This is a genomic window from Alteromonas sp., assembly GCF_984505615.1.
Map to the genome: position 1 here is coordinate 21157 of NZ_CFHOXV010000049.1, position 6396 is coordinate 27552.

Consider the following 6396-nt stretch of genomic DNA (forward strand, 5'->3'; position numbering starts at 1 on the left):
CGGGTGTGATGCAATGTGGTGTACCTGTTGTTGATTCGGCTTGGGATTTTACCAAGAATCACATAAAATTCTGGCATCTTTTCGCGAAAAAAACGAACTTATGTCTGAAAAAGTCATTGTTATCTATTCCGGCGGTATGGATTCTTTCACCGTACTGCACAAAGCCATCGCTGACGGGAAAAAACCTTATGCCCTGTCATTTAACTACGGTCAGCGGCATAAAAAAGAACTCGATTATGCTGCGGCCGTGTGTACTGAGCTGAATGTGCCTCATAAAGTGGTGGATATTTCTGTCATTAATTCACTGGTTGGCGGCTCGGCACTGACTGATGACATTGATGTGCCGGAAGGACATTATGAAGAGCCGTCAATGAAAACCACCGTGGTGCCGAACAGAAATATGATCCTGTTGTCACTGGCTGTGGGTTATGCGGTCAGCGAAAATGCCACCAAAGTGTATTACGGTGCTCACTCGGGTGATCACGCTATTTACCCGGACTGCCGCCCTGAATTCGTTGAGAAGATGAATGACGTGTGCGCCATTGCGAATTATGAAGCGGTTGAAATTGTCACCCCTTATCTAAAAGTAAGCAAAACAGCCATACTCACCGATGGTCTTAAAATGGGACTGGATTACGGTAAAACGTGGACCTGCTATAACGGCAGAGAACATGCCTGCGGTGGTTGCGGTGCTTGTCAGGAGCGGCTGGAAGCGTTTCGTGATAACGGTGCTGTGGACCCTCTCACCTATGAGTAATGTTGTCCTGAAATGAAAGAAGAAGGCCCCGCAATATTGCGGGGCCTTTTCAATTCAATCTGACCGGCATGATGCCTGTTACTTCTGACTTTCTGAAATAAAGTAAGTCAGCTCTTTGATACAGTGGCGGAGTACCGGATTCAGGCGGGTATTTTTACCGTTCATCACAAACAGTTCGTGGTTAAAGTTAAACAGACTGCCTTTAGCAATAGGCACCAGTCCTAAACTTGCGCCCTGCTCTTTAGCAATATAGTCCGGCAGCAAACCAATGTATTCACCGGTCATAATGGCAGAGAGCGCCGCCTCGAAAGAATCGGAGAACGTCTGAATAGCCAGACGCTGATCATCTTCAATATAATTGGCAGATGACAGACCGGATATGCCGATAGCCGGATACTCACCAATTTTCACGTCTTCCGGCAGTGACACATCGCGGAATTTTGCCAGCGGATGTGTCGGTGAGCAGTACAGGCGGCCCTTGCAGGAAATGCCAACCGGATGGAACGTTACAGATTCGGGTTTCACCATGTCGTAAGTAGAAATCACGAGGTGACACTCACCGGATAACGCAACGTGCTCTACTTCGTTGTACAGACGGGTTTGAATATTGACATGGATATCATCAAATTTCTTCATGGTGCTCTTAACAGCCTTACTGACTGCAAGATGCATGGAAAGCGGCAGGCCTGCCATCATTACCAGGGTAATGTGACCGGAGTAATCGTCGTGAAGCGATTTCAAGTTAAAAACAAAGTTATCGAATGCATTGAAGATTCGTTTGGTTTCCTGGAAAACTACTTCACCTTCTTTTGTCATCTGAAAACCGCCACGGCCCCGGTGACAAAGCACCAGATCCAGACGTTCTTCTAACTTTTTAATCGCAGCACTGATATTAGGGCGTTGCATACGTAACACCGGCTCAGCGGCAGTAAATCCATTACAACTCGCAACCGCATAAAACACCCGTAACAGCTTAATATCTGATTCTTGTAAACGATTCAACATGGCGCAATCCGTGAAATTATAGGTATAGTTATAAATACTTTAGAATCATAATAGGTAACTGTTTGCCCGATTACAACGGCAAATTGTAAGTTTATTCACCGGAATTAACGATTTAATTAAACTGAAACAAAAAAAGCGCCCCGAAGGACGCTTCTGATATATCTGACAAACCCCTTAAGACACGGCGACGACCTGCTTACGTAATGTTTCGATGTCATCACGCACTGACGCGGCTTTTTCAAATTCAAGCTCACGGGCAAACTCAAACATTTTCTTCTCAAGATCAGCAATTTGCGCCATAAGTTCCGTGGCACTGGCAGCCTGCATTTCCTTTTTCTTCTCGGCAACTTTACGCAGTTTCACTTTACCGGAAGCAGGATGGGCACTGTCACCTAAGTCCATAATGTCCGTAATGGGTTTGTTTAACCGTTGAGGCACTACACCGTTGGCCTTATTGTGGGCTTCCTGTTTCTCCCTGCGCCGGTTAGTTTCATCAATGGCCTTTTTCATCGACTTGGTGATCACATCTGCGTACATGATGGCGCGGCCATTAACGTGACGGGCTGCACGGCCAATGGTCTGGATCAGTGAGCGCTCAGCGCGGAGAAAGCCCTCTTTATCCGCATCGAGAATCGCAACCAGCGACACTTCGGGCATATCCAGGCCTTCCCTGAGCAGGTTAATGCCCACCAGCACATCGAACTTACCCAGACGGAGATCGCGAATAATTTCAATACGTTCCACGGTATCAATATCGGAATGCAAATAACGCACTTTCACGCCATGTTCATTCAGATATTCGCTTAAATCTTCGGCCATGCGCTTGGTCAGCGTAGTAATTAACACCCGCTCGTCTACGGCAACCCTTTTCTGGATTTCAGACAGTACATCATCAACCTGCGTCGCCACCGGACGCACTTCAATTTCAGGGTCGAGCAAGCCGGTGGGACGTACAACCTGCTCCACAATTTCGCCGTCAGATTTTTTCAGCTCATATTCACCCGGCGTCGCGGAAACATATATCGTCTGGGGAGAGATCTGCTCGAACTCCTCAAACTTCAGAGGCCGGTTATCCAGTGCAGATGGTAACCGGAAGCCGTATTCCACCAGAGTTTCTTTCCGCGACCGGTCGCCTTTGTACATCGCCCCGATTTGCGACACAGTGACGTGCGATTCATCTATAAACATCAGGCCGTCAGCAGGAAAGTAATCCAGCAGTGTCGGGGGCGGTTCACCCGGCGCTCTGCCGGAGAGATAGCGTGAGTAGTTCTCAATGCCCGAGCAATAACCCAACTCCAGCATCATTTCGATATCAAACTGGGTACGCTGGGAAATCCGCTGGTCTTCGAGTAACTTATTACTCTCCTGTAGCTGCGCCTTGCGATCTTTCAGTTCAACTTTAATCTCTTCAATGGCAGCCAGAATTTTTTCTCTGGGTGTGACATAGTGGGTTTTAGGAAACACCGTGGCACGGATCACCGATTTATCCACCGCACCGGTCAACGGGTCAAACAGGCTGATTTTATCAATCTCACTGTCGAACAATTCTACCCGCACGGCCTGCTTCTCTGAATCCGCAGGGAAAATATCAATCACATCTCCGCGCACACGGAATGTACCCCGCTCAAAAGCCAGGTCATTACGCTTATATTGCAGTTCGGCAAGACGGCGCAGAATATCCCGCTGATCCATAGTATCGCCCTGGCGCAAATGCAACAGCATTTTCATGTAGGACTCAGGATCACCCAAACCATAAATGGCAGACACGCTGGCCACGATAACAACGTCACGCCGCTCCATCAGTGCCTTTGTCGCTGACAACCGCATTTGTTCAATGTGGTCGTTGATTGACGCATCTTTCTCTATAAAAGTATCGGTACTGGGAACGTACGCTTCAGGCTGATAATAGTCGTAATAGGAAACGAAATATTCCACCGCATTGTTCGGAAAGAACTCTTTCATTTCACCATAAAGCTGGGCCGCCAGGGTTTTATTGTGCGCCATAATCAATGTCGGACGCTGCACCTGCTTAATAATGTTCGCCATGGTGAAGGTCTTACCGGAGCCGGTAACCCCCAGCAATGTCTGACTGGCAAGACCGCTTTCCAGCCCGTCAACCAGAGCTTCTATGGCTTTTGGCTGATCCCCTGCCGGTTGATATTTGGATTCCAGTTCGAAGCCTTTACTCATTGTGCTACTTCTTCTCCCGGTTGCCGGCGATGCTCAGACAGCGCCCGATTAAAATAAACATAAGAGATGGTCGCCATACACAAATTGGCAATGACGACGCCCCAGAACAAGCCTTTCAAACCAAAGAACAAACTTGCCACATAGGATACAGGTACGTAAAAAACGAACAGCCGGATGACACTCAGGATCAACGCTGCCATTGGCTTGTGCATGGCATTCAATGACGAATTCGTTAAAATCACAATTCCCTGCATCCCATAGCCCAGCGGGACTATCATCAGGAACAGATGAATGAGCCAGGCCACTTCAGCTTCCTCAGCAAACATTTGGGCTATCCAGCCGGAAAGCAACCACATGAGAGCGAACACGACAAGTTGCCAGCCAATCACAAATTTCACGGTTAACCGGTAAGCTTCTTCAACCCGTTGATACAAACCGGCTCCCACATTTTGCGAAATAATGGGCGGCAGGGTCATGGACAATGCCAGAATAACGATAGACGCAACGGACTCAAGCCTGTTCCCGACTCCCCATGCAGCCACGGCCTCTGCACCATAATTCGCCACTACTGCGGTCATCACACCACCGGCGACAGGTGTAAGCATATTCGCCCCTGCAGCCGGCAGACCAATTTTCAGGATGGGCGCACAGCTTCTGCGAAGTTCAGTAATGGTCAATAAACGGGGTACCATCAGGTTTCGTTTCACTGCCAGCAACCAGATGATATAACTGGCTCCCGCCACCCAGGCGAGGAACGTCGCCAGTGCCGCTCCCTGAATCCCCATCGCCGGTACCGGTCCCCAGCCAAAAATAAAAATGGGATCAAGGGCTGCATTCAATGCGCCGCCAACAGCCATGATGATGCTGGGAGTGCGTGTATCACCACATGCCCGCAACACACTGTTCCCCACCATGGGAAGCGCCAGAAACACACTTGATAAGTACCACAATGACATATAGTCATGAATGTAGGGCATCAATGTTTCACTGGCGTTCAGTGCTTTAAATATCGGGTCAATCAAAAAATACCCCGCAACGGCAAGCAAACCCACCATCACGAAGGACAAGGTTATCGAGCTGGTTGCATACTCCCTGGACTCAGAATAACTCCCGCTACCCTGCAACTTACCAATAATGGCTGACGTTCCAATCCCGAGGCCGATATTTAAACTGATAACCGTAAAGGTAACCGGAAACGTAAAACTGATGGCTGCCAGAGGTTCAGTGCCCAGTAAACTGACGAAGAACGTATCAACAAGGCCAAAGCTCATCATCATAACCATGCCCATGATCATCGGTACGGTCATTCGCTTTAATATAGTAGCTACATTACCTTGCGTTAAACTGGAAGCGCGCGTGTTATTTTTTGATTCGGTCACGTCGGTCTCTTTACTGATTCGCCATGAAGTGACGATGGGAAATAAAACGGGCTTAGTCTACTTGAGTGACTGCCCGGTTGCACGACTATCCGCCACGGTGAACACCCGTCTTATCTTTTATTCTTTTTTAAGAAATATTTTTATTTTTTTATTTGACAGATTTTGGTTTATCGCCTTGTCAGTCACTAAGCCGTCAAAAGTTCGTCTTTTATAAATGAAAAACACCTATGATTTTCCACAATTTTAAATGACAGTGGGATGACAGCTATTTGACAGCTTGTGTCATATAACCGGCGTGGGAAAACCCTTTTAATCCCTGTGTGGATCCGGCGAACTATGTTAATTATCCGTTAACACTAAAAAAGATCGTCAAAATCCTGTTGCCTTATTAACCGCTGTTAGCGAATTAACACACAAGTGTGTTAATGTGTGACCAATGCAGATCATATTATCCACCGGGCACGATCAAACAATACAAGTAGTTGAATTTAATAAATAAACCAAACAAATTCACGCCATCACATCAACGAGTCAAACTGATTTATTGCTGCAAATTCCAACGATCCCCCCACCTATCAACATAGTTATCCACAGATTTAGTGGATAAGTGCGTAAAGGCCAGTATTCACGTGTATTTTCCGGGATCCCGCCGATTTTTTTGTAAGTGAAGACTAACCTTATGATTGGCTGATGCACGTTACCGTTACATTAATAACTGTACTTTAATACAGCAGTCAAAGCCTTTTTAATACCCTTTAAATTACTCGGCTAACTTTTTAGTTATAAGCTTTATTTGTGTTTATTCGATTTCAGGCATAGTCAAAAATCTGACTTATTTTTCAACAACCTGTCTGTACCTGGTGTAAACAAGTGTATTTTTTAAGCGCTTTGAACAATTTTTGGCTCGAAAATCTGAAAAAAGCTATTTTTTGAGCGAACGGAATAAAAACCTTAAAACGTTTGTTGACAGTGACAACATACGTCATTAATATTCGCCTCCGTTGAAAGCCGGTCCCCCTTAGCTCAGTTGGTTAGAGCGACGGACTGTTAATCCGCAGGTCCCCC

The 6396-nt window shown here is 46.8% G+C and carries 4 protein-coding genes; 1 reads left to right on the plus strand and 3 read right to left on the minus strand.

The window, feature by feature from the left end:
• Nucleotides 1–100 precede the first annotated feature (100 nt).
• Complete coding sequence (queC, locus tag AC4PME_RS18550; RefSeq protein ID WP_119500745.1) at nt 101–757, plus strand: 7-cyano-7-deazaguanine synthase QueC; 657 nt, start codon at nt 101–103, stop codon at nt 755–757.
• Nucleotides 758–835: 78 nt separating this feature from the next.
• On the opposite strand, the gene AC4PME_RS18555 is transcribed toward queC, so the two are convergent.
• The 3 genes from AC4PME_RS18555 to AC4PME_RS18565 all read right to left on the minus strand — a co-directional run bounded on the left by AC4PME_RS18555 (nt 836) and on the right by AC4PME_RS18565 (nt 5331).
• Nucleotides 836–1762: a LysR family transcriptional regulator gene (locus AC4PME_RS18555; RefSeq protein WP_119500744.1), complete on the minus strand. Its 927-nt coding sequence runs from the start codon at nt 1760–1762 to the stop codon at nt 836–838.
• Between the two features lie 174 nt (nt 1763–1936).
• Nucleotides 1937–3952, minus strand: a complete 2016-nt coding sequence (uvrB, locus tag AC4PME_RS18560) for an excinuclease ABC subunit UvrB (RefSeq protein WP_119500743.1) — start codon at nt 3950–3952, stop codon at nt 1937–1939.
• Nucleotides 3949–5331: an MATE family efflux transporter gene (locus tag AC4PME_RS18565; protein WP_491045882.1), complete on the minus strand. Its 1383-nt coding sequence runs from the start codon at nt 5329–5331 to the stop codon at nt 3949–3951. Before AC4PME_RS18565 ends, uvrB begins: the two co-directional genes overlap by 4 nt.
• Nucleotides 5332–6396 lie beyond the last annotated feature (1065 nt).